This is a genomic window from Oceanobacillus zhaokaii (assembly GCF_003352005.1).
GTDB lineage: Bacteria > Bacillota > Bacilli > Bacillales > Amphibacillaceae > Oceanobacillus > Oceanobacillus zhaokaii.
The window spans coordinates 3,930,904-3,950,267 of sequence record NZ_CP024848.1 but is presented as its reverse complement, the minus strand read 5'-3'; the positions used below and the strand labels follow the sequence as shown (position 1 = coordinate 3,950,267).

Below are 19,364 nucleotides of genomic sequence, written 5' to 3'. Positions count from 1 at the left end.
TTTTTTATTTCATTTCTTTTAAGAGTTCCTAATTCTTTTATTCCCTTTTTGTACTTCAACTTCACTATTTAATCCTTTCAGTAATGAGAAGGTCATAACAATTAGTATGATAGTGAAAGGGAGAGCAGCAGCGATGGAAGCCGTTTGCAATACTTCTAAGCCACCAGCTAATAGCAAAACTGCAGCTAAGCCTGATTGAATGACACCCCATGTTACTTTAATTTTATTTGAAGGGTTTAATGTTCCACCTTCACTTAACATACCAAGTACAAAGGTTGCTGTGTCGGCAACGGTTATATAATAAATGGCCACGACAGCAAATCCCAAAATACTTAGCAATGAATTTAACGGGAGGTAATCGAAAAATGTAAAAATAGACAATGATACATTTTCGGAAATATAGGCGGCCAGGTTTTCATTCCCCGCTTGTTGAACAAGTTCTAAGGCAGATCCGCCGAAAATGGACATCCATAAACATGTTCCGAGAGTAGGGACAATCAATACGCCTATCACAAACTCCCTTACTGTCCTTCCTTTTGAAACCCGGGCAATAAACATTCCGACAAATGGAGCCCAGGCAATCCACCATGCCCAATAAAATAGGGTCCATGATGCAATCCATTCTTCCCCTTCACCAAAGGGGATTAGCCTTAAGCTCATAGGGATAAAATCACTAATATAGAGACCCGTTGTATTAAAAAAGACTTTAATTATAGTCAAGGTTGGCCCAATAATTAAAATCAACAGCATAATAGCAAAAGATAAAATCATCGCTGTATTCGATAAGTATTGGATTCCTCGCTCTAACCCTGTATTAATGGAGATGATAAAAATGACCGTTGCGACTGCAATAACAATCAGCTGGATGAATAGCGTATTAGGAATACCGAATATGTCATGCATTCCCGCGGTAACCTGCATCGCACCAAGACCCAGAGATGTTGCAATGCCAAAAACTGTTGCAAAAACAGACAGTATATCAATCGTTTTTCCTATTGGTCCGTAAATTTTATCGCCAAGTATTGGATAGAATGCGGAACTAATGGCTGCAGGAAGCCTTTTGTTATATTGAAAAAAGGCAAGGGCTAACCCAATAACCGTATAGATTGCCCATGGGTCCAAGCCCCAATGGAAGAAGGTGAATTTCATTGCAGTATTGGCTGCTTCAATCGTATAAGGTTCCCCGTAAGGAGGGTTTGTGTAATGGGTAACTGGTTCGGCAACACCCCAATATACAATTCCTATCCCCATCCCGGCACCAAACAACATTGCAAACCAAGAAACGGTATTGAAATCTGGCCGGTCTGTTTTTTTACCGAGCCGAATATCACCGTATTTGGAAAACAGTAAATAAATAGAAAATATCACAAAGAATAGCGTTGCACCGAGATATAGCCATCCGAGGTAATCAATTGACCCGTTATAGACGATATTGGTAACATAAGCGAGATTATCTGTAAAAAATACCCCCCAAATTATAAAAGTGAGGGTAAGTAATAATGAAACAATAAAAACACTATTTCCTTTTCTGCTTTTGCTGTTCATAGAAACCTCCTAGTAAGGTAAAAGCATTTTTTGTGGTAGATAAGAAAGTTTAAAAGCTTTCTTATAAAATTGAATTAATATAAAGATAAACTTACTCTTCGTAGTCTTGAAGGTTATAAAGAAATTCCCAATTGTCATCATTCATCAGCTCTACCGGCGATACTTCTAAGCCGCCTCCCAGATAAACCGCTTGGGCACTAATTGCAATAACCATTGTTTCTAAAATTTTATTATTGTCATTCTTCTTATATATGTCTCCTATGGATGGTAACAACTCACTGTTTAAATCACTTAAATTTTGAAGTTCCATATCATCTAAGTTTGCTGAGTCAACAGTTTGAATGTCTTTAAAATCAATTGGGTAACTGTCCTTATCACGACCCGGTTCCATTAAAAGATACTCATTGTGCTTGACACCGTGAGAGTTAGTTGTGATGATCCCTTTATTATCTGCTTTTTCTACCATTTCGATTTCATTTAGAAAATAAGTATCCAACGAATCTGGCCTCGGATTGTGAATTAAAATATAATCTCCTTCTTCAGCTTTTCTATTCCTGAGCGTATATGCTTTTTGATTGAAATTAAAGCTGTCAAGTTCCTTTGGTTTATATCTTTCCACTTCTGCTGATTTGGCTAAATGCTGTGTTAAATCCCTTAGTCTTATAAGATGAATGGATTGTTTATACATTGCTTTTATCCCATAGACCTTATGTAACTGGTTGTTGTAATAAACAAATTGTCCCTTTCTTACTTGATACAATTTCACAAGAAAATCTCCCTTCGATCGTAGGTATAAAAAATAGCTAAAAGACATCAAATGTAGCCGGAAGCTTAAATCTTTATTAGAATGTCTTATTTTTGAAAAAAAATGTTATTAAAAGTGCTGTATTTTTTATTCATGATAAGTCCCTATTAAAAAAGTAAGTATATTCTATCTCTCAACAAGCCAAATTATAGGAAATGGCCGTGTGCCTAAAAAAGTGAAGGAGAGGTAACAACATGTATTTTTACAGAGAAGATTTAATTAATATTATTGTTCCTGATAAACCTGATCCAGCTGCAGCAAAAGTAATGCAGGAAATCCTTGGCGGACATTTTGGGGAAATGCGTACGATGATGCAGTATTTTTTCCAGAGTTCAAATTTCCGCGGAACGGAGAAGAAATACAGAGATTTGCTCCGGGGGATTTTTTTAGAAGAGATTGCGCATGTTGAACTTGTGCAGACGACTATCAACCATTTGCTGAATGAATCCGGGGAGCAAGGGGTAGGTTCGGATAGTCCAAGTGGGGCACCATTGTCAAGCCCAGTGAAGCAAGACAATGCCAATCCCCATCATTATATTGTTGGTGCACAAGCTTCTCTTCCAGTAGATGCAGCAGGAAATCCGTGGAATGGGTCTTGGGTGTACAGTCATGGGAATTTGATAGGAGACTTGTTGGATAACCTTACATTGGAATCAACTGGGGTACTGCAAAAGTCAAGAATATATGAAATGAGTTCAAATAAAACGTTTAGGGAAACACTTGCATTTCTAATCGTTCGCGACAATGCGCATCAAAATGCATTTGCCAAAGCGCTTGAAACACTTGGAGTAGACTGGGGCAAATTGTTCCCCGTTCCGAACTATGATATAAATAAATACCCTGAATGCCGGAAGTATGTAGAAATGGGCTTCCACAATGCCCAGTTTAATTTTAGGCTGGATGATACTTCAATGGCAGAGATTTTCTCGGGGGAATCCCCAAGCAGGAATGGTGGGGAACTTCAGGTTACTCCTCCACCAGCAGGTTATCCAGTTCCAGTTATGCCTGAGATGCCAAATGAACACGCTCCAGGAATAAGTGACATGAATAGATAATTAATGACTCGCTCTTTGGAGTGGGTCTAATTTTTTTGTATAGGTGATATAATGAATGAATATTTACAATATTATTTACTATTTTAATTGATTAAATTCCTATATTTATTATAATAAGAGAGTGTAACAAGACAATGGGTAGACAATAATTATAGAATAATAGAAGAAAAATACGATTAAAATTTAGGAGGAAATCATGCATGGGAAGATTAATTCATTTCGAAATTCATGTAGATGATATGGAAAGAGCTCAGAAGTTTTATGGTGAGGTATTTGGATGGACATTTCAAGACTGGAGTGAATATGCAGGAATGCCTTACGCTGGAGCAGTGACTGGCGATGAAAGTGAACTCGGAATCAATGGAGCTTTAATGCAGCGCCAAAGTGCCCCGCCGGAAGTTAACCAGGCTTTGAATGCTTTTGCTTGTACAATTGGTGTTGAAGATTATGATGCAGCGGAGAAACAGATTATTAACAATGGCGGTAAGGTTGCCATGCCAAAATATGCACTGCCAGGTATGGCATGGCAGGGATACTATCATGATACCGAGGGAAATATATTTGGAATTCATCAGCCCGACGAGAACGCCAAATAGAATTCTGTAAAAGTGAGTCAGCGCAGTAATAAAAATATTCATCATAGGACAATTTTTCAGGTTAATGCATCTTCCGGAAAATTGTCCTTTTCTTCAGCGTAAATGATCCTCACATTAGGCTGGTAGTTCATCTGCTTATTGTTTTCTTATAGCTCCCCTTTTTGGTTTTAAGCAAACAACCAGCTAACGGTTGCACATCCATTGTAATTCCCAAAGTATTCCCTTATACTTTTTCATATCAATAGATAAAGGATGAACTAATGTGAAATTTGAAGATATTTTACCTCGTTTGAAAGCTGGAGAGAAGATTATTCGTGAAGGATGGCCAGGAGCTGAGCTATATGTAAAATTAGTTGGTGAGACTACGGTTGAAGGTGAGAAATTGAACCCTTATTTCTTGATTAATGTTGAGGGAGAAGGCTACACGATGTTTACGCCAACGGTTTGTGACTTGCTGGCAGATGATTGGAAAATTGTTGAATAATAGAAGGCTGCCCATGTGTCGCATGGGCTTTTCTGATTGAAGGTGAGAAATATGCATTTTAATGAGTTTGAAGAAAAAATTGTGTTTGTAACAGGCGCAAATTCTGGAATAGGATATGCACAGGCTGAAGCTTTTTTAAAGCAAGGTGCAACTGTGTTTGCAATAGATTTAAAGGAAGATGGTCTCGTCAGGTTAAAAAATACATATGGTGACAAATTTGATTATGCACTTGGAAGTGTACGTGAGAAGCGTGATGTTGAAACAGCTGTTCACAGAGCCATTGAGCAATATGGGCAAGTTGATATCCTTCTTAATACAGCGGGTGTACTCGATGGCTATGCAAAGACATTGGAAACAAATGAGGCATTGTGGGATCGTGTAATTGATACGAATTTAAAAGGGACATACCATGTAACGAATGCAGTCTTGGTCCATATGCTGAATCGGAAAAAGGGCGTCATCGTGAACATGGCTTCAATTGCAGGTTTTGTCGCTGGTGGCGGGGGAGCAGCATATACCGCTTCAAAGCATGCGATTATAGGCTATACGAAGCAGCTTGATTATGATTATGTTCGAGAAGGAATCCGTGCGAACGCACTAGCTCCCGGGGCAATTGAAACGCTGATGAATAAGGCGGATTTTGAGGGAGACGCGAAGATGGCTAAATGGGTGGCGGAGGAAACACCTGCAGGAAGATGGGCCAGCCCTTCGGAAGTTGCAAGTCTCACGCTGTTTATTGCAAGCGAAGCAGCGGATTATATCCATGGTACGGTTATACCTATTGATGGAGGGTGGACCATGAAATAAGCCCTATTCATTTTTCACCCCCTCTGTTATACTACTCTAGTTAGCTTTAATGCTTGCACTATGGCACTTAGTCAGGGCGAATATGCTCTCATCCTTTGGCCATAGTTATTACTAAAATAGCGACGTGCTATTTTACAAAGGAGAAATGGAAATGAATACACAGACGTATCAGGAAACGTCACACACTTCTGCTCAAGACCTGACAAAGGTAGGTCTCGTTGCTGCGCTGTATGTTGCAGTAACCCTCATCTTATCCGTTATTAGCTTTGGAGCGATCCAGCTTAGGCTGTCGGAAATGTTTAATTACCTTGCAATCTTCCATAAGCGCTATATCGTAGCGGTAACACTTGGGGTAGTTATCGTCAACTTCATGTCACCAATGTGGTTTCTCGATGTCCCAGTCGGTGGGATTGCAACCCTTCTTGTTCTGATTCTTTCAAGAGCTTTAACAAAAAACATGAAAAATCTAAAGCTGAAGATGGCTGTGACAGCGATTATTTTTGCTTTGTCTATGTTTACTGTTGCTGGACAATTACATCTTGTATTTGGTTTGCCATTTTGGATGACTTATTTAACGGTCGGGCTTGGTGAACTATTATCTATGTCTATCGGTGGTATCATGATTTATATAGTGAATAAAAAGATTGATTTGGCAAAATAAATATGGAAAGTATAATAATAGGGAGGATAAAAGCAGGATTTATGCTGTTTTATCCTCCCTATTATCATAGGTACTTCTAATCAGTAATCTGCCTCAATCAAGGCATTTACTAGATAATTAATTCATAGCTATACTCTTAGCAGCCAGGAAGATGCCAACTGCATGACATCCCACCAGCTACTCAAACCGCAACGCCCGACTCGGCTGCAATCTCGCTGCTTTAATTGCTGGATATACACCGCAAATACAGCCGATTAAGATGGACGAGCCGAGTGCGAGCTGAACGACCCATATTGGCAGCACGAGCGGGAAGATCGTAATTATTCCGTTCCACCATTCGACAAATCCGTAGCCTAAGAGCAGGCCAATGATGCCTCCTGCAAGGCATAGTAAAATTGTTTCAAAGAAAAATTGCAATAAAATCTCTGTGGTGGATGCACCTAGTGCTTTGCGTATCCCGATCTCTCGCGTTCGTTCCCGAACAGACATCACCATCACGTTCATGATGCCAGCGCCACTGATGAATAGTGCAGTTGCAGTGATGCCGATAAGCATGACTTGCAGGATTTTTGTTACGGTTTCAATTGCTTCAAGCATTTCCGTTTGCTTGACCGTGCTGAAATCAGCCTCCTCATGATTCTGTCTGACAGCACCATGCACCTCTTTTTCCACCTGATCGAGGTTGGCAATCGAACCCGCTTTGACATAGATGCTCGTTAAATTTTCTGTACTTGTTACATCGAGTGCAGTTTGTACTGGCATCAAGATGCTATTATCGGATGTCATTCCTAGTGTTGCTTCCGATTGGAGCACACCAACGACGGTGAAGGCCTCTTCCTGGATGATCACTTCTTTGCCAACCAGACTTTCCTTAAGTGCCGGTGCCTCTTCAGCATTCACAGTTGTACCCGTGACCTTGTCCAAAAGCTTTTGCCACCACTTTTTCTCCTCCGGCTCCGCACGCTTTTTCGTCTCAGCTTCCATTTGATTCTGTTTCTGATTCAGCAGCGAGGAGTGGATCCCACTCCCCAGCACAACAACTCTATCTTTATTTACTCCCTCATCATTTGTAAAAAATCGCCCATCTTCAAGGCTCGTATGTACAACTTCCTGATAGGAATCACTTGTTCCAACAAGCATTCCCTCAACGGTGGTCGCGTCCTTATTCTGATTCTCATACTGCACTCTTCCTACGGTTTCAAGCAGTGGAGTAACGGATTCAACGGATTCCAACTTATCAATTTCCTCGGCATCCTTATTTGTCAATGTGCTAGGCACACTGGAAACCCCGTTCAGAAAATTATGGGCGCCCCCATTATCCTTTAAAACACGCCCAGGCATGACCATGATTTGCTCCGCACCAAGACCGCCCATTTGCTTCATTACCGTATCCTTCACCCCAAGAGCAATCGAGGAAAGCACAATTACAGCAAACACGCCAATAATCACACCGAAGATAGATAAAATTACTCGGAATTTATTGCTCCATATCCCAAGAGTTGCCATTTTAAAGGCTTTGACTAGTTTCATATGTATGCTCCTTCAACAACCCGCCTTTTAAATACACGGTCCGCTCCGCTCTTTTCGCCACTTCCAAGTCATGCGTTATCATAATAATCGTCACACCACGCTGATGCAAATCATCAAATATCTCTAATATCGATTCTGTCGTTTTCTCATCCAAGCTCCCTGTAGGCTCATCTGCTAATAGCAGTGACGGCTCATTTACAATTGCACGCGCAATTGCAACACGCTGCTTCTGCCCGCCCGAAAGCTGATATGGTTTTTGCCTCAGCTTTCCCTCAAGCCCAACCATCGCGAGTGCCTTCCGAACACGGTCGCGCTTATTCATAAACCATTTTCGACGGTACTCCAGCGGCAGCATCACATTCTGATAGATTGATAGATTAGGTATTAACTGATAATTTTGAAAAACAAACCCAATCTCCTTATTGCGCATCAACGTCAGCTTCCGATTACTCATCTTATGTATCGCCTTACCTCGAAACATGTACTCTCCATCATCTGGCCGCTCTAACGTACCCAATATATTCATCAAGGTACTTTTACCCGTACCGGAAGAACCCATAATTGCTACATATTCTCCTTCGCCAATATGAAAATCCAGTCCACCAAGAACCGATTCCTTACCAGCAGCAGACTTATAGGACTTGTTGATATTTGATAAAGTCATCATCTTAAATCCTCCAATTTCGACAGCCATTCTGACAATTTATATCTACCCTTTATGTTTAACATAAAAACTATTAGAGGAAAATGGACTAAAAGGCCAATGTAATAATACCCTTAACACTTTAAGATTCTACCATTTTAATTATTGAACACCTTCTTAGCTGTCAAGAAAAGCCTTTCAAAAATTCGTTGTGAATCAATGATAGGCTTTCCTGGAATCTCATCTATATATGCTAAGTAATTTTTTGAATTAAGGGTGAGATTTCTTTATTTCACTTAATGGGATTATATACAATATTGTCAGCGGTAATGGTGATTACTAATACTTGCTCTAGGTATATCCTTACAAAGAAAGACCTGCTTGTTTAAGGAAAAATAAATTTATCACTGGAATATTACTTTCGCAATGTCATCAAGAGATTGAACGCCGAGGTAATTTCCATTTAAAATGCTCAGATAACATCCTCATTGTAACAATTGCAATAAATAGAGCACCTGTCGCCCAAGGACCCTGGATGAAACCAAGACCAATGATTAATCCGCCTAGTGTTGCCCAAATCGCATAAATATCCTCGTGGAGAATCATCGGTCTTCTCCCTGCAAGAACATCCCGAATCATTCCTCCGCCTGAGCCAGTCAATGTCGCTGCAACAAGCACCGCGCTTAACGTAGCACCGGTGTGAACAGCACTAAGAGCTCCTTGTATCGCAAATGATGCCAAACCCATTGCATCAAAAAGAATGCCCCACTTACTCCAATATTGCAGCCACCGTTTTGGTATTAGAAATACAAAGATATTTGTCAGAAAAACAGCCATGAATAAATCCCCTTGCGTCCAAATGGTTTCAATTGGTATGCCAATTAACAAATTACGAATTGTACTGCCCCCGAATGCAGTTGTGAATCCTAGCACTTGGACACCTAATATGTCATAATCCTCTTCCATCGCAATAATAGCACCACTAATAGCAAAGGCAAGGGTACCTATGATATTTAGCACTTCCCATGTCATCAACGTCCTTCATCCTTTTTTGTTTTATTATAATTCCTTATAATTCCCCTGCAGTATTTATACAAACATTGGTTACACGATTAACATGGGAAAAAGATGGTAGAGGAAATTAGAGGTGATCATATGAATCAGGAACAAGCCAAATCAATTTTAAAAGAAATTATTCAAATCAAAAGCGTCAATCCTCCAGGAAATGAAACAGAGGTCGCTAAAAAGTTAAAAAGCCTTAGCTGTTGAAGATGACGACGAAGGTGATGACGATGATTAAGCAGTGTCACTTAATTTTTTAAAGCACCTTATGTACATAGGCGACTTCTTTCGAAAAAAGTTGCCAGCACTAGGAATGATGTACCTTTCTCGCAGTCTTTTATTTGTGTATAACTAACATATATGCGTTATTTTTTAGCAGTCAAGAAAGTACTACATAAGTGCAACTAATTTTTCTAAGAAAGAGGTTGAATTAGAATGAAAAAAGAGAACACAATTTATCGTCCCTTAAAATTCAAAAACATTGCATCCTTGCTGATTCTCTCATGCATGGTACTTGCAGGATGTTCAGAGGATAATGTTCAGTCTGCCGAGCCTAAACAAAAGAATCCAAAAACAATTAACAATGATTTTGCCAAACTTGAGGATGAGTTTGATGCAACACTTGGTGTCTTTGCATTAGAGACTGGTACCAACCAAAGAGTAACCTATCGGCCAGATGAGCGATTTGCGTATACATCTACTCATAAGGCGCTGGCAGTAGGGGCACTTTTACAGCAGAATTCAGTAGAGGACCTTAATCAAAGGATTACTTATACCCAAGATGATCTAGTTAATTATAATCCAATTACGGAAAAGCATGTTGATACGGGAATGACCCTTAAAGAACTCTCCGATGCTTCACTAAGATATAGTGACAATACTGCGGGAAATCTTATCCTAGAACAACTGGGTGGTCCTAGTGGATTTAAAAAAGCACTGCATGAAATTGGTGATGATGTTACCAATCCTGTAAGAATGGAACCCGAGTTAAACGAGGTTCACCCAGGGGAGACCCATGATACTAGTACACCGAGAGCACTCGCCACTAGCCTTCAGACTTTTACACTTGGAGATGTACTCCCGACAGAAAAGCGTGAGCTTTTAATCGATTGGATGAAGAGAAATACTACTGGAGATACATTAATTCGTGCTGGAGTACCAGAAGGTTGGGAAGTGGCAGATAAAACGGGAGCTGGATCATATGGTACGCGAAATGATATTGCTATCATTTGGCCACCGAAAGGAGATCCTATCGTTCTAGCAATACTTTCTAAACGTGATGCAAAGGATGCTACATATGATGATAAGCTGGTCGAACAGGCAACAAAGGTAGTACTCAAGGCCCTTAAGGTCAATTATAAATAACAATTGTCCTTAAAATTGCATGGACGAGGGACAAGTTGCCTGTTCCTCTGTCTATTTTATGAATTTTTAGTGTCAGAAAATTCTACAAAAATTTGGTAGTTGCTGTTTGTGGTGCAGGTGGCTTAGGATTTCTTTCCCTAAACTTTTTCGAACTAACAAGAAATGACCTCATTTAACTATGAAATTAAATGGGGTCATTTCTATGTTTACATATCTTTTTTTGTGCAGCAATCCGGATTTTCTTTATTTCACACTTAAATACTGCATGATTAGGGACGAGGTACCTATCCCTCTGTCCGTGCAATCTCTGCAAATACTGTTTTCAAAACCTTAATAATAAAGTCTAAATCATCATCCGTACAAGATAATGGCGGGCTTAGTGCAATAATATTATTAAACCCGGCAACCGTATCACCATTTCTGCCGACAATTAATCCATTCGCCTTACAATCACCAATTATTTTAGCAATACGCTCATCTTTAGCCGGTTGTCTCGTTTCCTTGTCTTCCACAATTTCAATCCCTAATAAGAAACCAAGTCCCCGAATATCACCGACAAACGGATGATCTTTTAATATTGCCAGCTCTTTTTGCAGCCGTTCTCCGAGTTCTGCTGAGCGGTCAAATAGATTTTCATTCTCCATAATTTCAATATTCTTCAATGCGACAGCACAAGCTGCTGGGTTCCCGCCGAATGTATTGACATGGCGGAAATGGCTATTTTCTTCGCCTGTATCAAATTTTTCATAAATATCTTTACGAATGGCAGTGACAGACAGTGGAAGGTAAGCACTTGTTAATCCTTTTGCCATAGTAATAATATCCGGTCTCAGATTAAAGTGCTGGTGGCCAAATGCCTTTCCAGTTCGGCCGAATCCACAAATAACCTCATCAATAATGAGCAGCACACCATGTCGATTGCAAATTTCCTGAACCTTTTCAAGATAAACTGGATGTGGAACAAGAATGCCGCCACCCGTGATGATTGGCTCCATTATAATTCCTGCAATTGTCTCTTTCTGCTCCCAGATGATTTTCTCTTCAAACTCCTGCGCGCGCAGAATGTTATATTCTTCAATAGATTGACCCTCGGGACGACGATAATTATCTGGAGGGGCGACATGTAAAAATCCAGGTGCTAGCGGCTCATACTTGTATTTGCGCAGTGCTTGACCTGTAGCTGCTAATGCCCCCATTGAATTCCCGTGATAGGCACGATAACGGGAAATAAATTTATAGCGGGATGCTTCCCCGTTTTGCTGATGATATTGACGCGCCAATTTGAATGCGACCTCGTTTGCATCAGAACCACTATTCGAATAAAAGATCTTGTACTCATCACCAAGCATCTCATTTAATTTCTCAGCAAGCAAAATCGCAGGTTCATGACTTTGTGTCATCGAAACATATGGCATCTTCTTCATTTGTTCATATGCTGCTCTTGCTAATTCCTCGCGCCCGTAACCAACATTAACAGCCCAAAGCCCAGACATTCCATCAAGGTAACGATTTCCCTCATGGTCTGTGATCCAAGCTCCTTCACCGCTTTCCCAGATTTTTGGTGGATTTTTCTCATTGTAAGCTGATATATGATGCCAAACGTTTTCTCGATCTTTTTCAACCAGTGACTTTGTGTTGCTCTCCACTATTGTCATGTCTTTTTCTCCCTCCGATTGTTAGTTAATCCAATAATTAGTGACGTGCAGTTAACATTTTCTTTCTAGTGTAAAATTCAATTCCATCTCGACCATTGGCATGAAGATCACCATAGAAGGACTTCTTGTAACCAGAAAATGGGAAGAATGCCATTGGAGCAGGAACTCCAAGATTAACACCTAACATACCAGCGTCGATTTCTTCTCTAAATTGACGGATTGCTTTTGCACTATCCGTAAATAGGCAAGCCCCATTCGCAAATTCCGATTGATTTGCAAGTTCAATTGCTTCATCCAATGTATCAACTCTTACAACGGATAAAACCGGCGCAAAGATTTCTTCTTTCCAAATTTTCATGTCAGTTGTTACATTATCAAAAATGGTCGGTCCAACAAAATAACCACCATCTGAGGTTGATTCATCATGACGTCCATCACGCAAAAGCTTCGCTCCTTCTTCGATCCCTAATTCGATATAGCCAAGCGTTTTATCTAAATGCGAATCTCTGATAACAGGACCTAAGAAGATTCCTTCTTCCAACCCGTTGCCGATTTTTATTTGATTGGACGCATCTACTAATCTTTCAACCAATTGATCTGCAACTTCACCAACTGCAACGACAACTGCACAGGCCATACACCTTTCACCTGCAGATCCGAATGCAGCATTCATAATATTTGTGACGGTTAAATCCATATCTGCATCTGGCATAACAATTGTATGGTTCTTAGCTCCTGCTAGCGCTTGAACTCTTTTACCATAAGACGTTCCTGTTTTATAAACGTATTCTGCAACTGGCTGTGAACCAACAAATGAAACTGCTGGAATATCTGGGTGGCTGAGAATTCCGTTCACAATATCATGTGCACCGTGCACAATATTGAAAACACCATCTGGAAGTCCCGCTTCATTTAGCAACTCGGCCAGACGATTAGCTAGAAGTGGTGTTCTTTCGGACGGTTTCAGAATGAATGTATTTCCACTTGCAATTGCTAGAGGGAACATCCAGCAAGGCACCATCATCGGGAAGTTGAAAGGTGTTATTCCTCCAATTACCCCGATTGGATAACGGTACATACCGGATTCAATATTCGTTGCGATATCTGGAAGCTGTTGACCCATCATTAACGTTGGAGTTCCTGCTGCAAATTCAACACACTCAATCCCACGAAGTACTTCTCCATATGCCTCGTTATAACTTTTTCCATTTTCCATCGTAATAAGCTTTGCGAGCTCCTCCCAGTTTTCAACTAATAACTGCTGATATTTAAATAAAATACGGGAGCGCTGTGGAACTGCAACTTTCTTCCACTTTGCAAATGCATTTTTTGCTGCTTCTACCGCTTTTTCTAAATCCTCTTGTGTTGAAATTGGAACCTCTGCGAGTATTTCTCCAGTAGCCGGGTTTGGTATTTTCTCATATTTATCTGTTGTTGATTTTACCCATTGTCCATTAATAAAATTTGTTAACGCTTTTTTTTCTGTGATTGTAGTACTCATGTTAACTCCTCCTATTCATCATTTCTTGCTAAATTATGCTGTTTGCGCTACACTTCAAAATATATACTACTGATAATTTGGATAATTTACACTTTACATAAAGTTAAATGATTGGTTTATATTTTTAACGTTTTGGAAGGGGTTACAAAATGAGTAATCTAAATCTGACAGTAAAAGACGTTCTCTCACGTGAATCATTTAGGTGCGCAACAATAATTGCAGGTTCAACTGGTTTGAATCGGCAAGTGAAATGGTCTCATGTACTTGAGACACAAGAATTTGACACATTGATCAATGGGGGGGAGTTAATCCTTACAACAGGGATTGGTTTACAATCAGATGTTAAATCTCAGCACAGATATATTAAAAGGCTTATAGAAAAAAATGCAGCAGGTATTTGTATAGAGTTAGGACCTAACTTCAAAGAGATTCACAGTGATATCGCAGCATTAGCAAATGAATCACAATTTCCAATCATCGTATTTAATGAGATTGTTAAATTTGTCGATATCACCCAAGACCTTCATACGTTTATCATTAATCAACATCATCAGATGCTTTCGAAACTGGATGCATTATCAAGAAAGTTTATTTCCTTATCACTTAAACACAATGGTGTTTTAAAAATCCTTCAGGAATTACACGAGATGTTCCGACAAAGTATCTTTTTCATTGGCACAGATGGCAAGCTATATTATTTTCCAGCGAAAAGTAAGGACAAGGCAGCGTCCATCAGGGAAGGAATTGAAGCCTCCTCAATCGACAATTTAGAACCAAAAACGCTTATTATTGGGGATGATACATTTGCAATGATGCCTGTTCGCGGGCTAGGTCAGACATGGGGCCATTTATGTTTACAAATGGAGCACCCTTTATATGAAGACTTCTTATTCCTAGTTTTAGATCGCGCAGCCATTGCTATCGTACAAATATTATTGCGAAACCGAACAATTGAAGAACGAAAGCAAAACATGGAGAGCAAGCTTATACAAAAATTATTAAATGGACAGGAATATGAACAAGATGACATACAAACTTATTTGCCTGCCCCTAGTCGAAATATGCATTTCCGAGTTTTTCTAATTCAATTAGATTATATTCAATCAGAATTCATTGATGAGGAGTGGGAAGAATTAAAGGTCCAAAGGTCGATACTTATAAGGTCGATTTTCAAACGGAATGGTTTTTTCCCAGCTATTTCAGTTAAGAAAAATCAAATCGTTGTGATTGCATTTTTTCTTGCCACAGAAGATTTGAAACAAGATACGAATCGATTCATAGAAATCACACAATACATTAATAAGATGAATGATAATAGTTTTATCGATGGAAGAAGGTGCACTTTCGGTGCTAGCATAGTATACGAGGATATTTTGGACATCAGAGCAGGTTATCATGAAGCAAGTCAAGCCTTGAAACTGCACAAGTCTCATATAACGAAAACTTATTTTTACGAGGACCTAGGAATATATAAGATTCTCCTCGCGCTTAAGGATAACAATTATCTTGACGCATATGTTAATGAATACTTATCTCCGGTATTCGACTATGACCAAAAGACAGCCAGCAATCTGTTCGAAACACTTACTGTTTATCTTGAATGTGGTGGGTCGAAAAAAGATGCTTCAGATCGCTTATTCATTGTTAGGCAAACATTGTATCATCGTATTGATAGATTGGAAATGCTGCTAGGAAAGAATTTTATGGAGCCATCGAATCGTCTTGCACTTGAAGTTGCAATCAAAGCATATGAACTACTGAATGACAAAAATAACATGGAAGGGTAAATTCCTAAATCTCTATTATTGTAAATATACTGATCTCAATAGATTCTCTTTTTTGAGTTCTATCATTTGATTACTAACTTTACATTTTGTAAAAAATTATTTCTATTATCCTTACAAATTGTCTAGAAAATTCGTGAGTCAAATTATGTATGATTACTTTAAATACATCAAACGTAATTATGTTTTGAAAGCGCTATCTTAAAAAAGATTACTATACATTTTAGGAGGAGTTTAGATGAGTAATCAACAAGGGCATTTGAAATCAGATTTAAAAATACGTCATATTAGTATGATCTCGATTGCAGGGGTTATTGGGGCAGGTCTATTTATCGGAAGCGGGGCAGTTATTAATTCCTCTGGCCCAGGAGCAATTATTTCTTACGCATTTGCGGGGCTTATTGTCGTGCTAGTTATGAGAATGCTTGGTGAAATGGCTGCTGCGAATCCAACAAGTGGTTCTTTTTCTACATATGCAAGTGAGGCAATTGGACCTTGGGCTGGTTATACAATTGGCTGGTTATATTGGTTTTTCTGGGTTGTTGTTATTGCAATTGAAGCCATTGCCGGTGCTGCCATCATGCAATATTGGATTCCAGGTTTTCCGCTTTGGCTAATGGCCTTGATATTAACTGTATTGCTAACAATTACAAATCTTTTCTCTGTTAAATCCTTTGGAGAATTTGAGTATTGGTTTTCACTTATTAAGGTAGTAAGCATTGGGTTATTCCTCGTTATTGGACTTTGTGTAATCTTTGGATGGTATCCTGGGATTGCTGCACCTGGAACGTCCAACCTAATAGGTAATGGTGGATTCATGCCAACTGGATTCGGCTCCGTGTTAATAGGTATAACCGTTGTTATCTTTTCATTTATGGGTACTGAAATTGTTGCAATCGCTGCGGGAGAATCAGAGCACCCAGCAAAATCGGTTCGAATTGCAACAAATAGTGTTGTTTGGAGGATTCTAGTCTTCTATATTGGTTCCATTGCTATTGTGGTTACTCTATTACCATGGAACTCTGCTAACATACTTGTAAGTCCATTTGTTGCGGTTCTCGATTATATTGGCATACCTGCAGCAGCACAGATAATGAATTTTGTTGTTTTAACAGCCGTTCTTTCTTGTTTAAATTCAGCTTTATATGCTAATTCCCGAATGTTGTTCGGAATGGCAAAGAAGGGTGAAGCACCTAAGGCTTTTATGAAACTGAGTAAAAAGGGTGTTCCTGTTCGTGCAATTTTATTTAGTACAATATTCTCGTACGTTGCAGTCATCTTCAGTTATATATCGCCAGACAAACTATTTATATTCCTTGTAAATTCATCTGGGGCTGTTGCACTGTTAGTTTATCTCGTAATTGCTTTCTCCCATTTACGAATGCGAAGACAGCTAGAGCTTAAAAATCCTGAGGCACTTCAAATAAAGATGTGGCTATTCCCATACCTTACGTACGCAACCATTTTCTTCATCGCGGGAATCTATGTCGCCATGTTCTTCATTGAATCCTTAAGAATACAGGCAATACTAACTCTGCTAGTTGCGATTTTAACTGTTGGATCCTATTTCGTATTTGTTCAAAAGAAATCAGATGTAGCAGATTTGAAGGAAAACTTAGCTCAATCTTCATCACGAACAACCCGATAAACTTCCCGAGCATATATCCAGCATTGTCCTATTTGGGGCAATGCTGGATATTTTTTTCACCCAAAATCCACGCTATACATCTATCAATTTCTAATATAATATAAAACTAACTGAATTATTAGGAGAGTGAAACGATGGAATTACCCCTGCAATTACAGCAACATGCAAACGCATTAGCAGAAACGAAAAAGCCATGTCTAATCATTAAAGGGAAACCAGAAAGTACGACACCACTGCAAAGCAAATTTAGCGGAAAGGCCTATTGGTTAAAAGCGGATGCATATCCTGCCACACTAAATGGAGAGCCACTCCGTTTGTTAGCACAAATTAATTTTAGTGAGATGGAGGAGACGATTCCTGACTATCCAACGGAAGGGATATTACAGTTTTTTGTAGCGGATGATGATGTGTATGGCTTGAACTTTGATGATGGGACAAATCAGGATACATTCCGCGTTATTTATCACGAAACGATTGAAACGGACCAATCAAAATGGATGACAGATTTTCCTGAATTCGGAAACGAAAACTACTTCCCAGTAGAAAAAGAATGTGCAATTTCGTTTGATGTTTCAGAGGAGTTGATGTCTTCCAGTGATTATCGTTTTAATATAATAACGGAAGTAGATAAATTATTGGAAAGTGGAACAGATGAGGATTATGCTGAACATGATGAGATAATGGATGCATATCATGAGATATCGAGCGGGCAAGGCTGCAAGCTGGGAGGATATCCATTTTTTACACAAGAAGATCCAAGAACAAATGGAGATTACCCAAACCATGATCTACTCTTGCTGCAAGTTGATTCAGATGATGATATGAATATTATGTGGGGAGATACTGGGGTGGCTAATTTCTTTATTTCATCGGAGGATTTAAAGAACCGAGATTTCTCAAAGGTTTTATACAACTGGGATTGTTATTAAAACTGGTAAGGCCAAAAAAAACTCACTTCTTTCTATATTAGAGATTGTTCCGCCTCTATGACAGAAAGGAAGTGAGTAGATTATAATTAAGCAGCAGGAGTATTGGTCGATTATTAAAGAGAGATAAATATTGTTATACCATCATTTATCGACTGGACTGTATTCATGCACCCAAACCTTCATTTCGGGAAGCCAAGGCATTTTTGCATGTGCATGCATGGAGGTCATCGATTGTTTGTATGCTTCTAGATCTGAATAACCTTCTTGCTGTGCGTGTTCGTCGGTTAATTCGCCAAGTGTCTGTCTATACAATGCATCAATTACAAATTCTTTGCCATCGAGCACCATAATTTCACCTGGATATGCATAAACTCCATTTCTTCGTGTAGCTGACTTTATCCCGTTCGATACTTTTTGTATGTCCTCTGGGATTGTGACTAGCCGTTCAATCGAACACGTTTTTTTGGGAAATTCATTCATCGTAATTCCTCATTTCATTGTTTTCTACACTCTATCATAACGATTTCTAACAAGTATAGCCAGAATTCTTTCTCATAGAATAAGAAAGCATCAAATATTTCCTGTTTAGATTCCTGTGACAGGAGAGACTGCCTGCGTTTTAGCTCTAGAACTGTAGCTCCTAATGAGTTTTTCCTTTATCTACTAGATTATTCCACATGTTAAGGACGCCTATCCCATGGTTCCAATTCACCAACCGTAAAAACTTGCTCTCTAGTTTTCATCGCTTCAATAACTCCATCCGAGATTTCTTGATTTGTTAACCACCTTGAGTGAGTTCCTTCAATTACAAATCCCAGTTGCACCTGGTGATAAATACAATTATTTGGTACAGCAACTTTTAGCTTTATTGTTTCTAAATTTGAACTGCTTCCTAAAACATGGAATAAGTTCCATTCATTCCTTTGTTTCGAAACCTCTTCAGTTATTGTTGTCAGTGCATCTTCAGCAATCGAATGTATCCATGCGACGACAAGATGAATGCTGCCATTCTGCTTAATCGCATGCCTTACTTTCTCCTGCAAATCCTTACTATTGGTGTAATCAACAAATATAGGTGTTATATGGCTTTTAAAATTTGTCTTTTCTATCAGCCTTTCCATACGTCCAGAATTTCGTGCAATGATCGATACGTGATAGCCATTATCTAATAACCAAAGTGATACTCTCGATAACATACCTGTTCCGCCAATGATTAATGCATGTTTCATTTCTAATCTCTCCTTATATATTATTCATACTGTACTAAAAAAGAATCAGCAGGGATTTATATTCC

The 19,364-nt window shown here is 39.1% G+C and carries 18 protein-coding genes; 9 read left to right on the top strand and 9 right to left on the bottom strand.

Annotated features, from left to right (window positions below; translation table 11 throughout):
• Positions 1–18: 18 nt before the first annotated feature.
• Both CUC15_RS19295 and CUC15_RS19290 read right to left on the bottom strand, forming a co-directional pair.
• Positions 19–1,545 carry a glycine betaine uptake BCCT transporter gene (locus tag CUC15_RS19295; RefSeq protein WP_114918220.1) on the bottom strand — a complete coding sequence of 509 codons (1,527 nt, stop codon included), beginning with the start codon at positions 1,543–1,545 and terminating at the stop codon, positions 19–21.
• 91 nt (positions 1,546–1,636) lie between these two features.
• On the bottom strand, positions 1,637–2,311 hold the full coding sequence (locus tag CUC15_RS19290; protein ID WP_114918219.1) for a hypothetical protein: 675 nt from the start codon (positions 2,309–2,311) through the stop codon (positions 1,637–1,639).
• Between the two features lie 233 nt (positions 2,312–2,544).
• Between CUC15_RS19290 and CUC15_RS19285 the strand changes: the two genes are divergently transcribed.
• From CUC15_RS19285 to CUC15_RS19265, 5 genes are all read left to right on the top strand, one after another.
• Positions 2,545–3,405, top strand: coding sequence for a manganese catalase family protein (locus CUC15_RS19285; RefSeq protein ID WP_114918218.1), 861 nt, complete (start codon positions 2,545–2,547; stop codon positions 3,403–3,405).
• Between the two features lie 200 nt (positions 3,406–3,605).
• Positions 3,606–4,001 carry a VOC family protein gene (locus CUC15_RS19280; protein ID WP_114918217.1) on the top strand — a complete coding sequence of 132 codons (396 nt, stop codon included), beginning with the start codon at positions 3,606–3,608 and terminating at the stop codon, positions 3,999–4,001.
• Between the two features lie 262 nt (positions 4,002–4,263).
• Entirely contained in the window at positions 4,264–4,485 is a 222-nt protein-coding gene (locus CUC15_RS19275; protein ID WP_114918216.1) for a DUF2829 domain-containing protein, read from the top strand.
• A gap of 51 nt (positions 4,486–4,536) precedes the next feature.
• Positions 4,537–5,292, top strand: a complete 756-nt coding sequence (locus CUC15_RS19270) for a 3-oxoacyl-ACP reductase (RefSeq protein WP_114918215.1) — start codon at positions 4,537–4,539, stop codon at positions 5,290–5,292.
• A gap of 151 nt (positions 5,293–5,443) precedes the next feature.
• Positions 5,444–5,953, top strand: a complete 510-nt coding sequence (locus CUC15_RS19265; protein ID WP_114918214.1) for a QueT transporter family protein — start codon at positions 5,444–5,446, stop codon at positions 5,951–5,953.
• A gap of 177 nt (positions 5,954–6,130) precedes the next feature.
• Here the strand turns inward: CUC15_RS19265 and CUC15_RS19260 are convergent, their stop codons facing one another.
• The 3 genes from CUC15_RS19260 to CUC15_RS19250 all read right to left on the bottom strand — a co-directional run bounded on the left by CUC15_RS19260 (position 6,131) and on the right by CUC15_RS19250 (position 9,158).
• The gene (locus CUC15_RS19260; protein WP_114918213.1) at positions 6,131–7,483 is read right to left on the bottom strand and encodes an ABC transporter permease; all 1,353 of its coding nucleotides are present in this window, start codon (positions 7,481–7,483) and stop codon (positions 6,131–6,133) included.
• Complete coding sequence (locus CUC15_RS19255; RefSeq protein WP_114918212.1) at positions 7,461–8,150, bottom strand: ABC transporter ATP-binding protein; 690 nt, start codon at positions 8,148–8,150, stop codon at positions 7,461–7,463. Before CUC15_RS19255 ends, CUC15_RS19260 begins: the two co-directional genes overlap by 23 nt.
• Before the next feature lie 408 nt (positions 8,151–8,558).
• Entirely contained in the window at positions 8,559–9,158 is a 600-nt protein-coding gene (locus tag CUC15_RS19250; protein WP_114918211.1) for a trimeric intracellular cation channel family protein, read from the bottom strand.
• A 465-nt stretch (positions 9,159–9,623) separates the two neighbouring features.
• On the opposite strand from CUC15_RS19250, the gene bla reads away from it, so the two are divergent.
• Complete coding sequence (gene bla, locus CUC15_RS19245) at positions 9,624–10,553, top strand: class A beta-lactamase (protein ID WP_114918210.1); 930 nt, start codon at positions 9,624–9,626, stop codon at positions 10,551–10,553.
• A gap of 284 nt (positions 10,554–10,837) precedes the next feature.
• On the opposite strand, the gene CUC15_RS19240 is transcribed toward bla, so the two are convergent.
• A complete protein-coding gene (locus tag CUC15_RS19240) occupies positions 10,838–12,208 on the bottom strand; it encodes an aspartate aminotransferase family protein (protein WP_114918209.1) in 1,371 nt (456 codons plus the stop codon).
• A gap of 37 nt (positions 12,209–12,245) precedes the next feature.
• A complete protein-coding gene (locus CUC15_RS19235) occupies positions 12,246–13,709 on the bottom strand; it encodes a CoA-acylating methylmalonate-semialdehyde dehydrogenase (protein ID WP_114918208.1) in 1,464 nt (487 codons plus the stop codon).
• 149 nt (positions 13,710–13,858) lie between these two features.
• On the opposite strand from CUC15_RS19235, the gene CUC15_RS19230 reads away from it, so the two are divergent.
• The 3 genes from CUC15_RS19230 (at position 13,859) to CUC15_RS19220 (ending at position 18,070) form a co-directional block, all read left to right on the top strand.
• Positions 13,859–15,496, top strand: coding sequence for a PucR family transcriptional regulator (locus CUC15_RS19230; protein WP_114918207.1), 1,638 nt, complete (start codon positions 13,859–13,861; stop codon positions 15,494–15,496).
• Positions 15,497–15,731: 235 nt separating this feature from the next.
• On the top strand, positions 15,732–17,141 hold the full coding sequence (locus CUC15_RS19225) for an amino acid permease (protein WP_114918206.1): 1,410 nt from the start codon (positions 15,732–15,734) through the stop codon (positions 17,139–17,141).
• A 134-nt stretch (positions 17,142–17,275) separates the two neighbouring features.
• On the top strand, positions 17,276–18,070 hold the full coding sequence (locus CUC15_RS19220; protein WP_114918205.1) for a YwqG family protein: 795 nt from the start codon (positions 17,276–17,278) through the stop codon (positions 18,068–18,070).
• Positions 18,071–18,211: 141 nt separating this feature from the next.
• Here CUC15_RS19220 and CUC15_RS19215 read toward each other — a convergent pair whose 3' ends face one another.
• Both CUC15_RS19215 and CUC15_RS19210 read right to left on the bottom strand, forming a co-directional pair.
• Positions 18,212–18,550 (bottom strand): ASCH domain-containing protein, encoded by a 339-nt coding sequence (locus tag CUC15_RS19215; protein ID WP_114918204.1) that lies wholly within the window; start codon positions 18,548–18,550, stop codon positions 18,212–18,214.
• A 200-nt stretch (positions 18,551–18,750) separates the two neighbouring features.
• Positions 18,751–19,299 carry a short-chain dehydrogenase gene (locus CUC15_RS19210; RefSeq protein ID WP_114918203.1) on the bottom strand — a complete coding sequence of 183 codons (549 nt, stop codon included), beginning with the start codon at positions 19,297–19,299 and terminating at the stop codon, positions 18,751–18,753.
• Positions 19,300–19,364 lie beyond the last annotated feature (65 nt).